Origin of the sequence: Streptococcus sp. 27098_8_186, from assembly GCF_041432055.1 — a bacterium.
Taxonomy (GTDB): Bacteria; Bacillota; Bacilli; order Lactobacillales; family Streptococcaceae; genus Streptococcus; species Streptococcus dentalis.
In genome coordinates this window covers 1-15,818 of sequence record NZ_JAPVYV010000007.1, presented here as the reverse complement: position 1 = coordinate 15,818, position 15,818 = coordinate 1, and the positions used below count along the sequence as shown (strand labels likewise).

Genomic DNA, 15,818 nt, shown 5'->3' with positions numbered 1-15,818 from the left:
AAGCTACTTTCATATACGGATACCTCTCGAAAATCATTCTGGGATCCACCTTGCTTTCATCATTCTTGTAAAAAAATAACGAAGCGATTCCTTCACTTCGTTAGTTCATTAATTCTGTAACAACACTCACGGCGCTGAGGGCATAGAGTGGTGCGGTTTCTGCTCGAAGAATCCGAGGACCAAGTCCTGCAAGAATTGCGCCTTTGGCTGTAAAACTTTCGATTTCTGCAGGCGAAAGACCACCTTCTGGTCCAAAGATAAAGAGCAGTTTGCTTCCAACTTCCAATCCTGTCAGCGACTGAATCAGAGCGGCGGTTTCGCCTTCTTTAGCTGACTCTTCATAAGCCACCACAATCCGGTCAAACTGGCCAAACTGAGCCAGAAAGTCTGCTTTCTTCTCAAAAAGAGTAATACTTGGGACCAAATTCCGCTTGCTTTGCTCGGCTGCTCCAAGGGCAATTTTTTCTAACTTTTCGACCTTCTTGCCCAATTTTTTGCCATCCCACTTAGCGACTGACCAGTCCGCAGGGAAGGCCCAGATTTGGCTAGCACCGAGTTCGGTTACTTTCTGAGTGATGAACTCGAGCTTGTCTCCCTTGGGAAAGCCTGATGCGATGGTCACTTGGACTGGCAGCTCCACATTGTCTGCTAATTCCTCGATTAGCTCCAACTGACGGGATTCTACATTGACCACGCGCGCCAAGCGCTTGATCCCATCATCAAAGACCAAAATCACCTCATCATCTTCTTTCAGGCGCATAACCTGAAACATGTGCTTGCTGGTTTCCTTGTCCTCGATAGTGACAGATGAGCTAGCCAAACCTTTTACAAAATACTGCTGCATGCTAGCCTCCAATCACACCGGAGACATCCTTGGTCTTCTTGAAGACGCAGGCATTCCATTCCCCTTGGATCATGTGGGTTTCAAGGAAAAATCCAGCTGACTCAGCCGACTCACGCACCATGTCCCACTTGTCCTTGATAATACCACTCATGATGAGATAGCCTTCGTCCTTGACCAAACGATAAGCATCCTCTGTCAGATGGATAAGGATATCTGCCAAGATATTGGCCACGATGACATCTGCCTCAATCTCCACGCCTTTCAGTAAATCGCCTGGGGCTACATGGATGTTTTCCATACCAGGATTGAGCTCAATATTTTCCTGAGCGACGCGAACCGCTACATCATCCAAGTCATAGGCAAAGATTTCCTTGGCACCGAGAAGGGAGCTGGCAATGGAAAGGACGCCTGATCCTGTCCCCACATCTAACACTGTCTCCCCGCCACGAAGGACTTGCTCCAAGGCAAAGAGGCTCATTTTGGTTGTTGGGTGGGTTCCTGTTCCAAAGGCCATACCAGGATCCAGCTTGATAATCTTTTCTCCCGCCGTTGCCTCATAGTCTGTCCATGACGGCACGATGGTCAAGTCATGAGTGATGCGAGCTGGTTCATAGTATTTCTTCCAGTTGTCTGCCCAGTCTTCCTCAGCCAAGGCAGTCGTCCCCATCTTGACCTCTCCTAGATCCATAAAATCGGTCAATTCTGCTAAGCGAGCCTGCAAATCCGCTTCAACCTCTGCTACATCAACCGTTTCAGGATAGTAGGCGGTCACCACGATTTCTTCTTGCTGCTCGACATCAGGAAAAATCTCACCGAAGCGGTCCACGTTGCCCACATAGTCCATGCTATCTTCGATCGCGACCCCTTGGGCACCTAACTCGATCAAGAGGTTGGAGACTAGTTCCTCACCCTCACGCTTCACTGTAACTTTTAGCTCTTGCCATGTTTCCATCTGATTCTCCTTAACACTCTATCATTTCTTCTAATTCTTTTAAGGTCTTCCCATCCTGATTCTTCCAGTTAGTTCGTCCATTCGTAGGCATACCAAGCAGAAAACCTGCAGCATAAGACGGACTAGAAAAGAGTTGGTTTTCTTGCAAAATCCCATCTTTAATGACGTTTTCTTCCATTAGCGCATGACGCAGTTCTTTCAAACTTGTTGGTAATGTAGGGGAATCAATCATTTCCACTTGACTACCTTCTAAAACTACAAAACCTTCTGAAGTCTGCTCACAGATAGCTTCAATCATTCGATTTGATTTCTTCGTTTTTCGCTTCAAATAGAGATGAGTTGAATTTTCATCAGAAACATTCTGACCTATTTTCTTGGTAATAGGAACAAACACTCGATACCCTAAGGTTCCTACAATCATCAAGGTGTTTTCCACAACCTCATCCAACTCCGACTGCTTTTCTTCCGTAACATTTCCAGAATTTGGCTCATTCCCATTTTTTACAATGAAGCGCCCCGCGTCCTTAGCTAATTGTGTAAATTTATTTTCCAGGTAACTAATTTCTGTGGGACCAAAGGAATTATTCTGCGTCGTCAAAATAATGACATCATTAAAATAATCCGCATGGTTATCACGAGTATGTTCCTGAACACGTAAAAGGACACCCTCGCCATTTTTGCGATTCTTCGCCTGCCCGATGTAGGTAACATCCTTTTGCTTATCCTCATCACGGCCAAATAAGAAATAAATGCCACTTTGCTTCATTTCATCACGTGATTTTAAATCCGCCAATTGAATTCGAGGAATTTTATAAATCACACCGGTCCAATTTGACAAAGTACATTTGATTTTTCCTGTCACTTCACCATCCATGAGAAACATGTTAATATTTTTACTACGCTTCATCATTTATCCTTCTCCACATAATCTCTCACTCGTTCTTGTAATTGGGGAACTACCCGATCCGAAGTTAAAAACTCTTCAAAGCTCACTAACTTATAGCCCTGGCCCTCGTCTCCAAAGATGATACTTTCGAACTGTTCCTGCGTCAACTTCCCAACTAAAAAGACAGATTTCTTGTTCCCATCTAGCATACTGGGATAGATCCCAGACCAGATCACTTCCTCTTTCGACAGTTGGATGCTCAATTCCTCATAAACCTCACGCGCCACACACTCAAAAGGGCTCTCGTCCCCTTCACGGCCACCGCCCGGTAACTCCCACAGATTAGGCCAGGGAATAGTCTCTTTATCATCACGCAAGATGGTCAAAATTTGCCCATCACAAATCAAAGCAATCTTACAACCCGTATAATCTATTCTGCTATCCAATAATTCCATGATAATGGCTCTTTTCTAACATAACAACTGCGCTCTATGAAAATACGAGCTAGCTTTCTTCAATCACCTTTTGACACTCTGCATCCCAGTACGCCCGCCATCTACCATGTTTTTTAGCAAAATAAACCGTAAACTCATCATTGACATAATCTGCAACATAGCGAAGATTAGGAGGATTTTCATCAAAGCTTAATATCCAAGGATGGAAGTAAAAGGTTTTCTCCCACCTCTTCTGAGTATAGCCGAGATTCTTGGCAAACTGAGGGATAGGTTGTTGCAACTCGCTTTCCAAATGGGACTGAATGGCATTGTCAAAACTATTCAAACGAGCTAATAGTTGCTTAAACTGATCTTCCTCCTCAATTTTTAAATCACCTATGAACTCAAATTCTGCAAAGTCTATAGAAAATTCAAATAATGTGATTTTACCATCCTCAACATAGTGCCCATCTTCATCAACACAACAACGAGTTCCTGACTTCAATACTCGCTCAAAATCTAAATCCGCAAAGCGATTGCGGGGAAGAATGCAAACTGATTGCTCAGATTTATCTGACTTTCTCCTGAAAAACTGTTTGATTTTTCCTAGCATAGTTTTCCCCTTCTCCTTGAATCCAGTATTCAAAAAAACACTTAGAATCTTTTCTAATATCTTGGATAGGGATAAAAGGTGCTTTCTTCTAGGCCAACTTTGCCTTCTTCAAAAACTTCTTGGTTCCAGACGATCTCAAAGCTCTCTGCTTCTTCGTCTGCTAAGAAATCCATGAGCTCATCCAAGGCCAGCTCGGCTGTATCTCGGAGGAAAGTCGCAAAATAGGCTAGAAACTCACGAGACAAGCCTTTTTTAGGCTCATAAGGAATCGCTGTTAAATAGGCATCTTCCTCCACATGAGACTTGGCTGGATTGTAGAAGATGACAGCTTCTTCAAAGAAAATATCCTCATCAGATTCTTCGCCAACTTCATCAACCAGTGCAACCCCTCCCGTATTCTGCGCTTCCAAGAGAAAAGCCACTTCTACCGCATGGTTTTTCTTATCCCAATTGATCTCAAAATCAAAAGGAAAAACCTTGTCCATCTCCTCTTCTAAAACATCCAAAAATCCGTATTTAGACATAGCGTCCTCTTTCTAATTTCCCACTCTTAGAGCGGAATATGATACAATAGTTACTACAATCTTACCATAAAAACCGCCTCTTTGAAAGGAGACAAAGCTAGAAAGGAGAAGGAAATGCCCGACAATCTCGCACTCCGTATGCGACCACGAACGATCGATCAAGTCATCGGTCAACAGCACCTGGTCGGAGAAGGCAAAATCATTCGTCGCATGGTCGAGGCCAATCGTCTGTCCTCTATGATTCTCTATGGACCTCCGGGGATCGGAAAGACCAGTATTGCTTCTGCGATCGCAGGAACGACTAAGTATGCCTTTCGGACTTTTAATGCAACGGTTGACAGTAAAAAACGCCTACAAGAAATCGCAGAGGAAGCCAAATTTTCTGGTGGCTTGGTCCTTCTTTTGGACGAAATCCATCGCCTCGATAAAACCAAGCAAGATTTTCTCCTGCCTTTGCTCGAAAGTGGTCTGGTCATCATGATCGGTGCAACGACTGAAAATCCCTTTTTCTCTGTCACACCCGCTATTCGTAGCCGCGTACAAATCTTTGAGCTGGAACCGTTGACGACGGAGGAGGTCAAGCAAGCTCTAAAAACGGCGCTGGATGATCCCGAGCGTGGCTTTGACTTTCCAGTCGTGCTTGATGAGGACGCTTTGGATTTCATCGCTACCTCAACCAATGGAGATCTTCGCTCTGCCTTTAATTCTCTCGATCTAGCTGTGCTATCAACTTCTGAAAATGCAGAAGGCATCCGCCATATTACGCTAGAGATCATGGAAAATAGCCTCCAGCGTAGCTACATCACCATGGACAAAGATGGAGACGGCCACTACGACGTGCTCTCTGCTCTACAAAAATCTATCCGTGGTTCGGATGTCGATGCTAGTCTCCACTATGCCGCTCGTTTGATAGAAGCCGGAGATCTACCCAGCCTAGCTCGTCGCTTGACCGTCATCGCTTATGAAGATATCGGCCTGGCCAATCCAGATGCGCAGATCCATACGGTAACAGCCCTTCAAGCAGCTGAGCGCATCGGCTTTCCTGAGGCCCGCATTCTCATCGCCAACATCGTCATCGATCTAGCCCTTTCGCCGAAATCCAACTCAGCCTACGTTGCCATGGACAAGGCGCTGGCTGATCTTAGAAGTTCTGGCAACCTTCCTATTCCTCGCCACCTCCGCGATGGTCATTATGCTGGAAGCAAGGAACTGGGAAATGCGCAAAACTATAAATACCCTCACAACTACCCTGGCAACTGGGTCAATCAGGACTACTTGCCAGACAAGCTCAAACACGCTTCCTACTTTATTCCCAATGAAAATGGCAAGTACGAGCGTGCTCTCGGAGCCACCAAGGAGAAGATTGATCAATTTAAGAAAAAGTGACATCGGTTTCAAAAAATTGAGATTTTTCCTTGAAATATTTTCAAAATGTGATATCATATACATATAGAAACGCTGTGGTGTACGACTTCACACTTAAGTGTTGACCGACTATTTTTTGTATTATTAGGGAAACAAAAGACTTCTGGCAGTATGCAGGCCGTTTCACGCGGAAGCAGCTAAGTCAGAGCGAGTTGCCCACCTGCTTAATTGCGCGGGTTCAATACAAATCGTGAAGTATCGGCACCAATACAGCTTTTTATATTTGCCTCCTTAGCTCAGTTGGTAGAGCAGTAGACTCTTAATCTATGGGTCACAGGTTCGAGCCCTGTAGGGGGCATCAAACTTCAACAGTAAAAGCCTTGATAACCAAGGCTTTTTTGCTTGTCTTAAGAGCATTTGCCCCATCATTTGCCCCACATTTTTTTATGAGCAATCTCTCCAGATATCTCTGATTTGATTAAATTCCTCAAAAATTTTCTCTTCTAAAGTGTGTCCATATACTTCTACTAACATTGAAATATCTCTATGCCCTAGAATTTTTGCAATAACTCCAAGGTCAAAACCTTTGTGCCAGAGGTAGCTTCCATAGGTATGACGTGCTCCTTTTGTCGTGATAATTGGATAAATATCTAATTCATTTAAAAGAACACTCAAAGCTTTATTGACACTTGCAATATCTGGTACCAAGTGAATATATCCATAATGCTGAAAAATCATTTTATACTTATTCTTGATTCCTAGCTCTTTATTAGCCTTCTCCTGTTCAATTTTTAGGACTTGTAATATCTTAATGCATTCTTCATCTATCGGTACCATCCGAATAGACGTTTTGTTTTTTGGAGGGACAAATTTATGAGAAAGGGTATTAAACCTCCTATATGTTTTTAGTAGTCCTCTGTCAAAATCAACATCATTCCAAGTTAACGCTACTAACTCTCCAAACCTCATGCCTGTTTTTAATAGAAAATAGACGATATAAGGAACAATTGAACGTTGGTAATCGAATTTTCTCTTTACTGCTAAAAGTAAATCCAGATAGTCCTTTTCTGTATGTAAATATTTCTCTTCTGTCATCTGTTGTTCTTTGGATGAAAACAACTCGACATGTTGTGTAAAATCATCTATTAGAACTTTGTCAGCAATTGCCATTTGGATGCTCTGATGAATTCCAGTATTCAATCTACCAAGAAAATTTCTACCAACTGTTTGACCATACTTATTCATTATTCTTTGGTATTCACTCGCACGAATTTGAGTGACTTTTTTATTTCCAAATAATCTTTCAATTGTGTTTTTACGGAGAAGATATTTTTTCTTTGTCTCTTCCGACCTACTACTCGGTAGAATTTTTAGTTCAAGCCATTCTTGATATAGATCGACAAGAGAAATATCTCTAGAAATTCTTTTCCCTAAACGAAGTTCTTGCAGAATCGGCTCAGCTTCTGACTCTGCAAGTTTTTTTGTTTTAAAACCGCTATTATGAGCAACAGTTTTTCCTTCGTTACGAATTTCATAGGTCCATAAGTTACTATCTCCTCGCTTTCGATAACGAACACTTGCCATATTACGCCACCTCTGTTCCTAGAATCTCATTTACAACACTTTTTGGAACAACCATCAAACGTTTACGATTATAAAATGTATAGCCTCGTGATACAAGTAATTCTCTTGCTTGATGGATGATATCATTTGCAGTGTGAGGGCGATAGCCCATTTCAATTAATTCTTTGTTGCTAATTAAATTATTATCCATAGTTATCCTCCTTATTTATTTTCTAAAGTCAGAAACTCACCAACAAGTAGTTGTAATTCTTTATTTAATTTAGGGAGATTCTGTATTAATACTTCTTTTAATTCTTCCGCAAATTGATTCGTTTCTTCTCTCAATAGTTTGCGGACTCTTGTTTTTTTCTTTTTGATGCTGTCTGATTTTAAATTTGGAAAAGCTAATGATAACAGTTCAGGATTGTTGAGAAAGATAATTGTGAAGGCTCTTTGATCCACTCGAATATGTTCTAGCTTATAAAAACCGAAATTATCAAGTCTACTCATAATATCTTGGACCATCTCCTCCCCAATCGCTTTGGTTCTGAGTTGGAACTCTAGTCTCCACCAAAACGGATTTACAGCCAAATCTAGCTTCTCTTCACGCTTGTGAGCAATGATTTCTTTATTCTTATCATATAACCTAACTTGTACATTACTACCGCTAGAACCCCAATATTTCGTCTCTAATTCGTCCCCTCGACCATAGAAGACCTTATGGGTAACACCACCTTTAATATGTTGCAAATTAACGATCTCAGGCCTGTTGAGAATGTCAAATGCCAAATCAAAACGAGACAAACGTACCGTCAATGAATTCAATCTGGCAAAGTACATTAATTGCCTCCAAACTTTCATTCCATCAAATTCTTTTAAAGTATTAGGATTGAAATCAATTCGAATCAATTGTTCTCCTCCATAAGTGGATAATTGGAAAAATATAATATTGATTGAATCATACTCATTAAAATCCTTAGCTAAAGTAAAGACATCATCTCGCACGTTATCATGTATTTCAAATGAGTCAACTCTTGTACTTATTGCCTGTTTCAGATTTTTGAAAATTCGTCTTAGGGAACCAGTGTCTGTATCCCAGATAACCGTTAATCTATCAATACTGACATCTAACCTCTGTACTAATTCTCCTATTTCACATCGTTCTTGAATGCTTCTTAAATCTTGTATAGAAACCAACAAAATTGTCCCCCCTTCTTTTAGATTTTTTAGGCCTCAGAAACACCGTCAAATCAACGTTTGCTCGTTCCGTCGTTCTTTGGACGTTGTCCTAAGTGTACCTTTTTGCTGGCTGTTAGAATAGCCAGTTTTTGCTTGGCTAGAAATTGTCTGGACGGCAGTCTGCAGGACTTCGCCTGACTTCCCGTCAGGCTCGTCCCTTGTCCTTGTCCACACAATTTCTAGCTCCAAGGCTTCGAATAGTCATAAGTCATAGTCTCGTCTTCAACTTCCTCCTCACTCACTATTCCTAAACATATGAGCTATTTTGTATCATTTATAACTTATTTATAAGTTATAAATATATTTTATAAAATTTTTTTGGATAGTCAACTAAAAACTTGATTTGTAAGTTTATAGGTGATAGAATAAGTTTAAAATAAAAACAGGAGTTTCCAATGACCTTTATTATTCAAAATTTTGGACCCAATTTGGCACGACTACGCATAGAAAAAGGAGTAAGTCAAACTCAACTAGCTGAAGACTTAGGAATTGGTAAACAGTCCATCTCTGATTATGAAAAACAAAAAAGCTATCCTACCTTTGCAAATTTAGATAAGATAGCAGAATATTTTAATGCAACTCCAACTCAACTTTTTGGAACTAGTAAAGAGATTGAATTAGAAAAGAGTGTTCTTGAATCGAATGAATACTCTGATAAAGTAAGTGAGATCTTAAAGGCTGTCAAATACATCGAACATTTTCTAGAAACTGATGGACAGTACTTAGAGGATTTACTTTACTTAACAAGAGGCAACCAACTATACACAGAAGATGGAGATGAGTTGTATATTGATCCAACTTCTCAGAAAAGAACACTTCATAACCAATATGAACCTGGTTTTATTGAAGCAAGGGATAAATCTCCACTAGAACTCTTAATTGAAAATAAGGAATTGTTTGATAAATAGAAAAAGCGAGGATAACCTCGCTTCAGATTGAAGTTAAAATCTTTAGAAGACACTTTTATAAGGACTTTGTCTTCAATCTGTGAAAAGGAGTGAAAACTCCTTTTCTTTTTGTAAGTCAGACTGAAACTTCCAAATTGTTTATTTATTTTATTGACATTTTCTATAAAAATAAGTACAATAGTTTTATTAGCAAACTATACTATATAGGGGGTATTGAAATGAAATTTTCTAATCGTTTACTGCTATTCCTTGCAGGAGTTGTTTTTGTCCTTTTAGGACTTTTCCTATTTACAAACCCAGTAGCTAATCTTGTTGCTTACAGCTGGTGGATTTCATTTGGTTTACTGGTTTCTTCTATAGCAGCTATTTTAGGCTATTTCTCTGCACCAAAAGAGCTTCGCTCACCTGTTTATCTTTTCCAAGGATTTGTTAGTCTTCTCTTAGCTCTTTACCTCGTTGCTTATGGCTTTGTGACCCTGCCGGTCGTCATTCCGACCATTGTAGGAATTTGGTTAATTGTAGAAGCCATTATTGCTTTCTTTAAAGGCAATCGTCTAAGATTGATTTTCCCTATTATTGGTAGCAATATCATGTGGGTAGCCTTGCTTGAATTTTTACTAGGTCTAGTGATTCTGTTCAATCCAGTGGCTACAGGTGTCTTTGTCGTTTATGTCATTGCCTTTTCATTTTTAGTTACTGGCTTCACCTACATTATTGAGGCCTTTCGTAAATAGTCTAGTTGCTATTTCTATCGCATTCAAAAAAGCTGGGAAATCATATTCTCAGCTTTTTCGTCTCTTTAATTATCACTTTTTCGCATTCCATTCTACGTAGAAATTTGTTTTTCCATTTTATTCTCCAATTTGATCTCGCACTGACATTTATTTATAACAAAACTATATATCTAGAATAGCATAATCATTAGGTATTATAGGTTTTCAAACAAAATACGAGTCATTCGTTTTTGCCCCGCTTTTGCCCCATTTTTAAATCCTGACATTGAAAATACCTAAAAGTATTTCCCTAAAATCAGCTATATTTCAACATTTTTGTTTATTTTCAATATGAAAAGTTCTTACAAATCCATGCAGGGGGCATCTAAACAACAGGAAAAAGCCTTGAAATCAAGGCTTTTTTGTTTGTCTATAACTGATTTGCCCCATCATTTGCCCTACATTTTTTTATGAGCAATCTTTCCAGATATCTCTGACTACGAAAAACAAAAAAGCTATCCTACCTTTGCAAATTTAGATAAGATAGCAGAATATTTTAATGCAACTCCAACTCAACTTTTTGGAACAAGTAAGGAGATTGAATTAGAAAAGAGTGTTCTTGAATCGAATGAATACTCTGATAAAGTAAGTGAGATCTTAAAGGCTGTCAAATACATCGAACATTTTCTAGAAACTGATGGACAGTACTTAGAGGATTTACTTTACCTAACAAGAGGCAACCAACTATACACAGAAGATGGAGATGAGTTGTATATTGATCCAACTTCTCAGAAAAGAACATTTCATAACCAATATGAACCTGGTTTTATTGTAGCAAGAGATAAATCCCCACTAGAACTCTTAATTGAAATTAAGGACCTATTAGATTAAAAAAGCGAGGATCAGTACATTTTCAACTCTCTTATTTATTTTCTTATCTCACATAATTACTTCACATGTCCAGGCTCATCAAATTCATTTTTTTCAATAACATATGCCACATTTGCATTCTTATTGATCAAAGAACATATATCTATTATATTACAAAAAGCTCTCTGACCGCAAAATTCCGTTAATTTACTACCTTATTCCTACTTTCTATTTTCTATTTTACTTTTCTGATAAATAAGATTATAATAAGGAGTATTTATTTTCGGAGGTTTTTATGTCATTTCTATCAAAAAATTGGGCAGGACTGTTAGCCTGTCTGATCATTTCTATCATCTCTTGGGTTTTAGGAGGCTTTCTGCCTGTTGTGGGAGCACCTGTTTTCGCCATTTTTATCGGAATGATTCTCCATCCCTTTCTCACTTCCTATAAACAACTGGATGCCGGCTTGGCTTATAGCTCCAAAAAATTGCTTCAGTATGCTGTTATCTTACTTGGTTTTGGACTCAATATCTCTCAAGTTTTCGCAGTTGGAAAATCTTCCCTTCCTGTCATCCTTTCGACTATTTCTATCGCTTTAATTATTGCTTTCTTTTTCCAACGATTTTTTAACATGGATACAAAGCTAGCTACCTTGATTGGGGTAGGCTCTTCTATCTGTGGCGGTTCTGCCATTGCAGCGACTGCTCCTGTTATTCACGCCAAGGAAAAAGAAGTAGCCCAAGCCATTTCTGTTATCTTTTTCTTCAATGTCTTGGCAGCTCTTATCTTTCCAACTCTAGGTTCTTGGCTCCATCTCTCCAACGAAGGTTTTGCTCTCTTTGCGGGTACTGCGGTCAACGATACTTCCTCTGTAACAGCCACAGCTAGCTCCTGGGATAGTCTGTATCATACCAATACTCTAGAATCTGCAACCATTATCAAACTGACTCGTACCTTAGCTATTATCCCTATTACTCTCTTCCTCTCCTATTGGCAAAGCCGTCAACAAGACAACAACCAAGGAGTAAAGCTTAAAAAAATCTTCCCCGTTTTCATTCTCTACTTCATCCTAGCTTCTCTGCTAACTACCGTCCTTACTTCTTTTGGTGTTAGCAATAGCTTCTTTTCACCTCTCAAACAGCTCTCCAAATTCCTCATCATCATGGCTATGAGTGCTATTGGTCTCAAAACTAACCTCGTTGCTATGATCAAATCCAGTGGAAAATCCATTCTTCTTGGAGCCTTTTGCTGGATCGCTATCATCCTGACTAGTCTTGGTATGCAATTACTCATCGGTATTTTCTAAGAAAAAAGGGAGCCTAAAGGCTACCTCAGAACGTAGACAAACGTCATTTTTGGCGTTTGTCTTTTTGTATCTTCAAAGATATTTTGTCTTATCATCTACTATTCCATCCAAAAATCTGATTTAAAGCAAAATAAAAAGGGATATTCCCTATCCATTTCGATAATTTTTTCATTAATTTGTTTTTCCATTTTATCCTCCGATTAGTCTCGCACTGATATTTATTGATAACAACACTATATTTCTAGTATAGCATAATCCTTAGATATTATAGGTTTTCAAACCAAATGAGAGTCATTCGTTTTTGCCCCACTTTTGCCCCATTTTTAAATCATGACATTGGAAATACCTAAAAGTACTTCCCTAAAATCACTTATATTTCAATATTTTTAATTACTCTCAATATGAAAATCCTTTCCAAATCCATGTAGGGGGCATTTTTTATGCACAAAAAGCCTTGAAAACCAAGGCTTTTTTGCTTGTCTTAAGAGTACTTAGCTCACTTTTTTATGAATACAAATAAGCGAGCTTCATGACAAAGCTCGCTTTTATCTAACACATCGTTATAATCTCAAAACCACCTCGGAGGTAGTTTGTTAATGAAAGTCTATATTAGGTATCATAATTCTAACAATAGCTGTTGAACAACTTCCAAAACATCCCTGAAAGAAATAGAAGTTGCATAAGGGTAATGAGACTGATAATTTTCCCAATGACGCGCCAATGTTATATCATCCTTCATCTCATCAATCATATTTTGAAAATCTACTACATCTAACGTTGTCTGACGATAGGAAAATGTTGCCTCGCAAGCTGATCGAAGCTTTTTACTATCCAATCGGCTTTTTTCCATACTATAAATTACATACACATCATAAAAATCCTTGCTTCGAGTGTTAAAGAAAGATCTTCGATAAATCGTTTCTAATTTTTCAGCCAATATTGTCTCCAAATTATAGGCCACGATCTCATAGTCAATCTCTTGAAAGAGACTATGATAACGATAGGAAACGGATTTGGGAGTAATAGGATCACCAGTCGCAATATCTAAAGGAATTGTCTGACGTATATTATCAAGCCGACATAAAATATGGATTCGATAACCACCATAAGGATCTTCATCTTTAATTTCACTTATCTTAGTAATTTCATAATGAACCAAATCATCAGTTAGGATTTCCTTTAAAGTACTTTCTAGTAGAGATTTGTCCATCTTAAATTGTTCTAAAATAAAATCCATATCAGAAGTTGTTCGACTTTCAACACCAATAATATTGGATAAAAGAAATCCTCCCTTGAATACAAAGTTATGACTATACGGACTAGATGCTATCTTTGCAAGTATCGTTTCTAGAAAATAATAAGTTAGCACAACATTGAAATCTACCTGTTTTTCGTTTGAAATTTTATGGCACAGAGCAATCAATCTATCTTTATTCATATAAGACCTCCATCAATGATTGGACGTTTTCGAGCACATGAAACTCTCGCGCATATTTGTAGAGTTTTCGTAGATCTTTTTTTGAAGATTGAATATATCTCTTTAAAGAAGTCGAAAATATTTCCACATCTATCTTTTGTCGCTCGCGAATGAGATCGCATATCGATCTCTCCAAATCATATACCCTTACTTCATTTCCGAAGGACGTTTGTAGCTTTGTCACACCGACTTCATACAATTCTTTCTGGATGAAATGCCTTTTTACCTCCTTAGGAAATCGATGAGGATTATAACCTGTATAGACCGTCACTTCTTTGTATTTAGGGATAACATCTATCAGCCCATGGAGATACAATGCTGATAGATAAGAATAAATCACTTTTTGATGTTGGAGTTGGAAAATGGCATACTCATCATACTGAGACCAATCGGTGATATAAATCCCTCTGGCAACCTTTATGAGTTGACCATTTTCCACCATTCGATTTAGGTAAGGCTTTGGGATCCCTTTTTTAACTACATCAGATGTTCTAATAATAGACTGATGATCTAGCATTTCCTGTATTTGTTTTTGAATCATTTCAGCATTCCTATTGTTGTTACTTCTGTGCTTTTATTATATCATATCACACGCACAAAAGTAACAATAACGATTATTCATAAAAAGATGCCGGACAAATAGCTCCGACATCACTTTCCAAAATCCTCTCTCCAAATATCCTTGACGGTCACATCGTCCCAATTCTTTGGACTGAAGCGGCTGGAGTAGATGGAGGTCCAGTTCACAGTTCACCGGTCCACCACTCGCGCTTCAAAGTGGGCTGGTTTATCGTCTACATTGGTGATGGTGATGTTGTAGGGCTTTCGTTCCGTCACCCCAAATACTTCCTCTACTTCCCCTTGAATCACTATTCCATCGTTTTCTAAATAGAAACTCTTACTTTTATCATTTGGTAAGTCTTTACGCTCTGTTTTGTCTTTTAAAAAAATGAGCTCCGTTATTGTTTGCTTTTCAACATTATAGACTATGTGACTATCTTTCATCCCCCAACCTTTTCGACCGGACAATTTTAACTTAGCATCATCAAATTTTTTAAACTGGAGTTCCGACCTATATTCTAGCTGATCCGTATTGGGATAAACTCTCAATTGAACACTTTGACCAGGCTGGAGGGTGTAGCTTCCATAAGTAAGGATCGAATAAACAAACCAGACTGCAAATGAAGCATATAAGAATCCAATGATCTTTCGTGAACGTTTGCTTGTAAAACGACGCAAAAGCAAGACGAGAGAAATAATAAATATCAGGGGTGTTACCATTTGTCTTCCTTTCTTACCAGCATTGACCCGGTTATGATTTCTACAGCAGCTTTTCATTTCACTCCTAGCCACACTTTCCATCTAGTATACCATAACCTGAAATGATCTAATCACAAGAACCCTACCAAACATTTGACAGCTCTTCACCGAATCCGCTATGATAAGGGTACTTGAAATTCCAACTTTTCATGCATTTGAAATGTAAGGAGTCCAAAATGAAAATCTATTATTCAAAATTTGTTGGTGTCGGTTATCTAATCTTTGCGGCGGGTGTATCCTTTCAATTTTTCTTTTCTCCCGCTCATGGATTGATCGACTTTTCTCAACTAAATCTTCCCACTGTGATTTCAACCATTCTCTTTTTCGCTGCTATCTACGCAACAATTGCAGGCATCAAAAGACTAACTAGCCACAGAGTCTCCTTTGAATTCACCTTTGAAGGTATTTATGTCTACCCTGGGCTTTTCTTCTCAAAAGAAATCTTCATTCCAAAAGAAGAATTGTTGCGAGCATCTTATGTCGAAGTGGATGTTAGCGACCCTGATCATGTCAACAGCAAGGCTTGCTATTTAGATTTTAACCTCAGAGAAGTCACCCAGTTAGAAAATATTTCTAAATCAAACATCATCATCAATACAAGCACCTTGAAATTGCGTCTCGCCCTTAGCCTCTGTCGATTTAGAGAGGAAGAAAAAGCCGAGTTAGCGACCTATCTAAAAGAAAACTACGGCATTGATTTTTTCTATTAGCATGTAATAAAAAAGCCCTCCATTAGAATTTTAGAATAGCAAGATCTTTCCAAGTATTTGACGAACGAATACCGAATAACCGTTTTATAGCAAA

Annotated in this window: 19 protein-coding genes, 1 tRNA gene and 1 other RNA gene; 8 read left to right on the top strand and 13 right to left on the bottom strand. The window is 38.9% G+C overall.

Annotation, left to right across the window (positions count from 1 at the left end):
* Positions 1-100 precede the first annotated feature (100 nt).
* The 6 genes from O3602_RS07195 to O3602_RS07170 are packed head-to-tail and all read right to left on the bottom strand — an operon-like array spanning position 101 to position 4,253.
* The gene (locus tag O3602_RS07195; protein ID WP_371611425.1) at positions 101-844 is read right to left on the bottom strand and encodes a 16S rRNA (uracil(1498)-N(3))-methyltransferase; all 744 of its coding nucleotides are present in this window, start codon (positions 842-844) and stop codon (positions 101-103) included.
* 1 nt (position 845) lies between these two features.
* Positions 846-1,796: a 50S ribosomal protein L11 methyltransferase gene (gene prmA, locus O3602_RS07190; protein ID WP_366961781.1), complete on the bottom strand. Its 951-nt coding sequence runs from the start codon at positions 1,794-1,796 to the stop codon at positions 846-848.
* A 10-nt stretch (positions 1,797-1,806) separates the two neighbouring features.
* Positions 1,807-2,706: a GIY-YIG nuclease family protein gene (locus tag O3602_RS07185; protein ID WP_371611424.1), complete on the bottom strand. Its 900-nt coding sequence runs from the start codon at positions 2,704-2,706 to the stop codon at positions 1,807-1,809.
* Positions 2,703-3,137, bottom strand: coding sequence for an NUDIX hydrolase (locus O3602_RS07180; protein ID WP_371611423.1), 435 nt, complete (start codon positions 3,135-3,137; stop codon positions 2,703-2,705). Before O3602_RS07180 ends, O3602_RS07185 begins: the two co-directional genes overlap by 4 nt.
* Positions 3,138-3,186: 49 nt before the next feature.
* Positions 3,187-3,729 carry a hypothetical protein gene (locus O3602_RS07175; RefSeq protein ID WP_371611422.1) on the bottom strand — a complete coding sequence of 181 codons (543 nt, stop codon included), beginning with the start codon at positions 3,727-3,729 and terminating at the stop codon, positions 3,187-3,189.
* Positions 3,730-3,782: 53 nt separating this feature from the next.
* On the bottom strand, positions 3,783-4,253 hold the full coding sequence (locus tag O3602_RS07170; protein WP_371611421.1) for a DUF3013 family protein: 471 nt from the start codon (positions 4,251-4,253) through the stop codon (positions 3,783-3,785).
* Between the two features lie 114 nt (positions 4,254-4,367).
* Here O3602_RS07170 and O3602_RS07165 point away from each other — a divergent pair, with 114 nt between their 5' ends.
* The 3 genes from O3602_RS07165 to O3602_RS07155 all read left to right on the top strand — a co-directional run bounded on the left by O3602_RS07165 (position 4,368) and on the right by O3602_RS07155 (position 5,976).
* On the top strand, positions 4,368-5,639 hold the full coding sequence (locus O3602_RS07165) for a replication-associated recombination protein A (RefSeq protein ID WP_003013609.1): 1,272 nt from the start codon (positions 4,368-4,370) through the stop codon (positions 5,637-5,639).
* Positions 5,640-5,705: 66 nt separating this feature from the next.
* Positions 5,706-5,898, top strand: a non-coding RNA gene (ssrS, locus tag O3602_RS07160) — 6S RNA.
* 5 nt (positions 5,899-5,903) lie between these two features.
* Positions 5,904-5,976: transfer RNA gene (locus tag O3602_RS07155), tRNA-Lys, on the top strand.
* A gap of 86 nt (positions 5,977-6,062) precedes the next feature.
* Here the strand turns inward: O3602_RS07155 and O3602_RS07150 are convergent.
* Genes O3602_RS07150 through O3602_RS07135 form a run of 4 tightly spaced genes read right to left on the bottom strand, consistent with a single transcriptional unit; the run spans position 6,063 to position 8,609 of the window.
* Positions 6,063-7,202, bottom strand: a complete 1,140-nt coding sequence (locus O3602_RS07150; protein WP_371611420.1) for a tyrosine-type recombinase/integrase — start codon at positions 7,200-7,202, stop codon at positions 6,063-6,065.
* A gap of 1 nt (position 7,203) precedes the next feature.
* Positions 7,204-7,392, bottom strand: coding sequence for a DUF3173 domain-containing protein (locus tag O3602_RS07145; RefSeq protein WP_000369785.1), 189 nt, complete (start codon positions 7,390-7,392; stop codon positions 7,204-7,206).
* An 11-nt stretch (positions 7,393-7,403) separates the two neighbouring features.
* On the bottom strand, positions 7,404-8,381 hold the full coding sequence (locus O3602_RS07140) for a replication initiation protein (RefSeq protein ID WP_371611419.1): 978 nt from the start codon (positions 8,379-8,381) through the stop codon (positions 7,404-7,406).
* A 45-nt stretch (positions 8,382-8,426) separates the two neighbouring features.
* Entirely contained in the window at positions 8,427-8,609 is a 183-nt protein-coding gene (locus O3602_RS07135; RefSeq protein WP_080976925.1) for a hypothetical protein, read from the bottom strand.
* Positions 8,610-8,815: 206 nt separating this feature from the next.
* Here O3602_RS07135 and O3602_RS07130 point away from each other — a divergent pair, with 206 nt between their 5' ends.
* From O3602_RS07130 to O3602_RS07115, 4 genes are all read left to right on the top strand, one after another.
* Positions 8,816-9,328 carry a helix-turn-helix domain-containing protein gene (locus tag O3602_RS07130; protein WP_003004059.1) on the top strand — a complete coding sequence of 171 codons (513 nt, stop codon included), beginning with the start codon at positions 8,816-8,818 and terminating at the stop codon, positions 9,326-9,328.
* Positions 9,329-9,546: 218 nt separating this feature from the next.
* Positions 9,547-10,062, top strand: coding sequence for an HdeD family acid-resistance protein (locus tag O3602_RS07125; protein ID WP_003004261.1), 516 nt, complete (start codon positions 9,547-9,549; stop codon positions 10,060-10,062).
* Positions 10,063-10,518: 456 nt separating this feature from the next.
* Entirely contained in the window at positions 10,519-10,932 is a 414-nt protein-coding gene (locus O3602_RS07120) for a helix-turn-helix domain-containing protein (protein ID WP_371611460.1), read from the top strand.
* 274 nt (positions 10,933-11,206) lie between these two features.
* Positions 11,207-12,217, top strand: a complete 1,011-nt coding sequence (locus tag O3602_RS07115; protein WP_371611418.1) for a YeiH family protein — start codon at positions 11,207-11,209, stop codon at positions 12,215-12,217.
* A gap of 616 nt (positions 12,218-12,833) precedes the next feature.
* Here O3602_RS07115 and O3602_RS07110 read toward each other — a convergent pair.
* The 3 genes from O3602_RS07110 to O3602_RS07100 all read right to left on the bottom strand — a co-directional run bounded on the left by O3602_RS07110 (position 12,834) and on the right by O3602_RS07100 (position 14,975).
* Positions 12,834-13,655, bottom strand: coding sequence for a nucleotidyl transferase AbiEii/AbiGii toxin family protein (locus O3602_RS07110; RefSeq protein WP_003004480.1), 822 nt, complete (start codon positions 13,653-13,655; stop codon positions 12,834-12,836).
* The gene (locus O3602_RS07105; protein ID WP_003004721.1) at positions 13,648-14,235 is read right to left on the bottom strand and encodes a type IV toxin-antitoxin system AbiEi family antitoxin domain-containing protein; all 588 of its coding nucleotides are present in this window, start codon (positions 14,233-14,235) and stop codon (positions 13,648-13,650) included. The genes O3602_RS07110 and O3602_RS07105 overlap by 8 nt, the downstream gene beginning before the upstream one ends.
* Positions 14,236-14,444: 209 nt before the next feature.
* Entirely contained in the window at positions 14,445-14,975 is a 531-nt protein-coding gene (locus tag O3602_RS07100) for a hypothetical protein (RefSeq protein WP_024056220.1), read from the bottom strand.
* Positions 14,976-15,190: 215 nt separating this feature from the next.
* Here O3602_RS07100 and O3602_RS07095 point away from each other — a divergent pair, with 215 nt between their 5' ends.
* A complete protein-coding gene (locus O3602_RS07095; RefSeq protein WP_003004327.1) occupies positions 15,191-15,724 on the top strand; it encodes a hypothetical protein in 534 nt (177 codons plus the stop codon).
* The last annotated feature ends 94 nt before the right edge of the window (positions 15,725-15,818 follow it).

Excerpts from the sequence above, each read along its gene's own strand:
- O3602_RS07195 (WP_371611425.1), bottom strand. The coding sequence starts at position 844 with ATGCAGCAGTATTTTGTAAAAGGTTTGGCTAGCTCATCTGTCACTATC.
- prmA (WP_366961781.1), bottom strand. The coding sequence starts at position 1,796 with ATGGAAACATGGCAAGAGCTAAAAGTTACAGTGAAGCGTGAGGGTGAG.
- O3602_RS07185 (WP_371611424.1), bottom strand. The coding sequence starts at position 2,706 with ATGATGAAGCGTAGTAAAAATATTAACATGTTTCTCATGGATGGTGAA.
- O3602_RS07180 (WP_371611423.1), bottom strand. The coding sequence starts at position 3,137 with ATGGAATTATTGGATAGCAGAATAGATTATACGGGTTGTAAGATTGCT.
- O3602_RS07175 (WP_371611422.1), bottom strand. The coding sequence starts at position 3,729 with ATGCTAGGAAAAATCAAACAGTTTTTCAGGAGAAAGTCAGATAAATCT.
- O3602_RS07170 (WP_371611421.1), bottom strand. The coding sequence starts at position 4,253 with ATGTCTAAATACGGATTTTTGGATGTTTTAGAAGAGGAGATGGACAAG.
- O3602_RS07165 (WP_003013609.1), top strand. The coding sequence starts at position 4,368 with ATGCCCGACAATCTCGCACTCCGTATGCGACCACGAACGATCGATCAA.
- O3602_RS07150 (WP_371611420.1), bottom strand. The coding sequence starts at position 7,202 with ATGGCAAGTGTTCGTTATCGAAAGCGAGGAGATAGTAACTTATGGACC.
- O3602_RS07145 (WP_000369785.1), bottom strand. The coding sequence starts at position 7,392 with ATGGATAATAATTTAATTAGCAACAAAGAATTAATTGAAATGGGCTAT.
- O3602_RS07130 (WP_003004059.1), top strand. The coding sequence starts at position 8,816 with ATGACCTTTATTATTCAAAATTTTGGACCCAATTTGGCACGACTACGC.
- O3602_RS07125 (WP_003004261.1), top strand. The coding sequence starts at position 9,547 with ATGAAATTTTCTAATCGTTTACTGCTATTCCTTGCAGGAGTTGTTTTT.
- O3602_RS07115 (WP_371611418.1), top strand. The coding sequence starts at position 11,207 with ATGTCATTTCTATCAAAAAATTGGGCAGGACTGTTAGCCTGTCTGATC.
- O3602_RS07110 (WP_003004480.1), bottom strand. The coding sequence starts at position 13,655 with ATGAATAAAGATAGATTGATTGCTCTGTGCCATAAAATTTCAAACGAA.
- O3602_RS07105 (WP_003004721.1), bottom strand. The coding sequence starts at position 14,235 with ATGATTCAAAAACAAATACAGGAAATGCTAGATCATCAGTCTATTATT.
- O3602_RS07100 (WP_024056220.1), bottom strand. The coding sequence starts at position 14,975 with ATGGTAACACCCCTGATATTTATTATTTCTCTCGTCTTGCTTTTGCGT.
- O3602_RS07095 (WP_003004327.1), top strand. The coding sequence starts at position 15,191 with ATGAAAATCTATTATTCAAAATTTGTTGGTGTCGGTTATCTAATCTTT.